2 protein-coding genes are annotated in these 3524 nt (G+C 68.6%); both read left to right on the forward strand.

From position 1 onward, the window contains the following. The first annotated feature begins 772 nt into the window (after positions 1–772). Positions 773–3079: a 5-methyltetrahydropteroyltriglutamate--homocysteine S-methyltransferase gene (gene metE / locus QH290_RS12405; RefSeq protein WP_280382912.1), complete on the forward strand. Its 2307-nt coding sequence runs from the start codon at positions 773–775 to the stop codon at positions 3077–3079. A gap of 81 nt (positions 3080–3160) precedes the next feature. Then, entirely contained in the window at positions 3161–3349 is a 189-nt protein-coding gene (locus tag QH290_RS12410; protein WP_280266260.1) for an antitoxin, read from the forward strand. Positions 3350–3524 lie beyond the last annotated feature (175 nt).

Raw genomic sequence — 3524 nt, forward strand, 5'->3', positions numbered from 1 at the left:
GCCCCGGCTACTACCATAACAACAACAATCGTGGCGCACTCCCGGGCCCGCGGCCCCTGGGGGCGGCGAACACGGGAACAACGGTAGGAAGCGCCCTCGCATGGATTGGCAAGCGGCCCGCTTTAGGGATCGGGAAGCGGCTCAACGCATGGATCGGGAAGCGGCTCGCTTTAGGGATTGGGAAGCGGCTCAACGCTTGGATTGGGAAGCGGCTCGCCTCGAGGATCGGGAAGTGGCCCGGCCCATGGGTTGGGAAGTGGCCCAGCGTAAGGATTGGAAGTAGCCCGCCGCATGGATTGGGAAGTGGCCCAGCGCATGGATTGGGAAATGACTCGCCGTAAGGATCGGGAAGCGGTTCGCCGCGAGGATCGGCTGTGGGAGCCGCTCGTTGCGAAGGGCCGCGGAGACCGCGCGCGGCGAACCTCATTCCCTTGGCGCGTGGGTGGGCCGGGCTCCTCAATCCTTCGGCGTTTGGGTGGGCTGGGCTCCTCAAGCCTTCGGCGCGTGGGTGGGCTGGGCTTCTCAATCCTGTGGCGTTTGGGTGGGCCGGGCTTCCCAACCCTGTGGCGTTTGGGTGGGCTGGGCTTCTCGATCCCTTGGCGGTTGGAGGGGTTGGCTTCCTATTCCCTGTTGTTTCGGCCCCCTAGGGCCGAAACGACAGGGTAACAACGAGAACAACGCGCACCCCAGACGATGGTTGCGCATACGGCACCGGGCATAGGCTGCGGAAAGGGTCGGGCTGGACCCGCGGCTCGGAAGGAGTGTCCCGCTCATGGTCAATGTCACCGACGGATTCGGATCGAGCATTCTCGGCTATCCGAGGATCGGACCGCATCGGGAACTCAAGCGCGCGCTGGAGTCGTACTGGCGTGGTTCGCTGCCGCGGGAGGAACTCGAGGCGGTAGGCCGCGAGATCCAGGAGACCCAGTTCGCCGAACTGCACGCGGCCGGGCTCACCCAGGTGCCGGGTAACACGTTCTCCTTCTACGACCACATTCTCGACAACGCGCTGCTGTTCGGCGCGGTGCCCAAGCGGTTCGAGCCGTACCGAGAAGCCCTGCACCCGTTGGACTTCTACTTCCTGATGGCGCGCGGTCGCCCGGACCTGCCGCCGCTGGAGCTGGTGCGCCTGTTCGGCACCAACTACCACTACCGCCAGCCCGAGCTCGACGCCGACACCGAGTTCTCGCTGCACCCCGAGGCCCTGCTCGACGAGTGGGACCGGGCCAAGGCCGCGGGTATCGAGCTGCGTCCGGTCGTGCTGGGCCCGCTGTCGCTGCTGCTGCTGTCGAAGGCCGGACAGGTGCCGGGCGAGACCGAATTCGACAAGCTGGCCCTGCTGGACCGGCTGCTCCCGGTGTACGAGGAGCTGTTCGAACTGCTCGCCAAGCGCGGATCGACGTGCGTGCAGCTGGACGAGCCCTGCTTCACCAGCGAGCGCACGCCCGCGGAGCTGGCGGCGTTCGAGCAGGCATACCAGCGGCTGTCGACCGCGCCGCTGCGCCCGCGCATCCTGGTCACCGGCCAGTACGGCGATTTCGGCGAGGCCGTGCGCATCCTGGCCGGAACCGCCGTGGAGGCCATCGGGCTCGACCTGGCCAGCTACCGGGTGCGCCCGGAGGAGCTGGCGCAGATCCCGGGGATCCGGCGCAAGCGGTTGTACGCGGGCGTGATCGGCGGCACCAACGTGTGGCGCGCCGATCGCTACGTCACCCTGCAGTACCTCAACGAGCTCGCGCAGGTGTGCCCGGATCTCGTCGTGTCCACGGGCACGACGCTGCTGCACGTGCCCTACGACGTGCTCGTCGAATACGACATCGACGGCAATGTCGCCGACCGCCTCGCCTTCGCGAAACAGAAGGTCCTCGAGGTGGTTTCGCTGGCCAAGGCGCTGACCGAGGGGCCGTCGGAGAAGTGGCGCAAGCGGCCCGGCGAGGTGCACTTCAAGCAGAAACACGCTGTGCGGCAACGGGTTTACGCACTGACCCCGCAGATGCGTGAACGCGAGCCCTACGACGTGCGCCGAGAAGCCCAGCGCGCCAAGCTGAATCTTCCGCTGGTGCCCGCGACCACGCTCGGCTCGTTCCCGCAGACCGCCGCCGTCCGCCAGGCCCGCTACGAACTCGGCGAGGGGCGGCTGTCCTACGACGAATATCGCAAGCGGATCGAGGCCGAGATCGAGTCGACGATCCGGCTGCAGGAGGACATCGGCCTGGACGTGCTGGTGCACGGCGAGCACGAGCGCAACGACATGATCCAGTACTTCGCCGAGCTGCTCGACGGATTCGCCACCACGCACTTCGGCTGGGTGCAGGTCTACGGGTCGCGGTGCGTGCGCCCGCCCGTCCTCTACGGCGACGTGTCGCGCCCGAAGCCGATGTCGGTGGAATGGACCACCTACGCGCAGTCGCTGACCGACAAGCCCGTGAAAGGCATTGTGACGGGCCCGGTCACGATGGTGGCGCGCTCGTTCGTGCGGCAGGACCAGCCGCTGTACGAGACCGCGGACCAGGTGGCGCTGGCCATCCGGGACGAGGTGGTCGATCTGGAGAAGGCCGGGGTCTCGATCATCCAGGTCGACGAGCCTGCCGTCCGCGAACTGCTGCCGCTGCGCCCCGACGGCCGCACCGAATACCTGCGCTGGGCCGTGAACGCGTTCCGGCTGGCCACCTCCGGGGTGAAACCGGAGACCCAGATCCACACGCACATCGCCTATTCCGGGCGGGCCGAGATCGTGCGGGCGATCGAGGAGCTCGATGCGGATGTCACCGCGATCGTCGCCACCCGCTCCCTGGAATGGGTGCTCAAGGCGCTGAAGGACGACGCCGAGGAGGGCAACGGCCTGTCGCACGGGGTGGGACCCGGTGTGTACGAAAGCCGTTCGGCCCGCATCCCGGATATCGACGAGATCGACGGGCTGCTCACCGCGGCGGCCGAGGCGGTCACCCCGGAGCGGCTGTGGGCAAATCCCGACGGCGGCTTGAAGACCCGGCACAGCTGGCAGCTGGAGCCGTCGCTGCGCAATATGGTCGCGGCCGCGCGGCGGGTGCGCCGGCGGGCGGAGCGGGACGCCGGATAGCCGCGGCCCGCCCGATCCGGCCGGTCGGTCGCCGGGGACGGCTAGCCTGGTGGGACCAGTTTCGCGACAGGAGATGCGGTCATGGGAATGTTCAGCAATCTGAAGAAGGCGGCCGCGCTGGCCGGCAAACACGCCGACAAGCTCGATCCGGTGATCGACAAGGTCGGCGACGCCGTCGACAAGCAGACCAAGGGCAAGTACGCCCGGCAGGTCGACAAGGCGCAGCAGACGGCCAAGAAGACCCTGCGCGACCAGCGCCGCAAGTACTAGACCGACCGTAGCGGGGGGGGGGGGGGGGGGGGGGGCCGCGCGGCCGCGGCGGCCCCGCGGGGCGGGCCCGCCCCCGCGGCCGCGCCGCGCGCGGCGCGCGCCCCCCCCGCGACCCCCCCCACCAGGAAGACGAACACGATCCCGTAATGGAACAGCGGACTTCCCAGCCGCAGCA

The organism is Nocardia wallacei (assembly GCF_029869545.1).
GTDB classification, from domain to species: Bacteria; Actinomycetota; Actinomycetes; order Mycobacteriales; family Mycobacteriaceae; genus Nocardia; species Nocardia wallacei_A.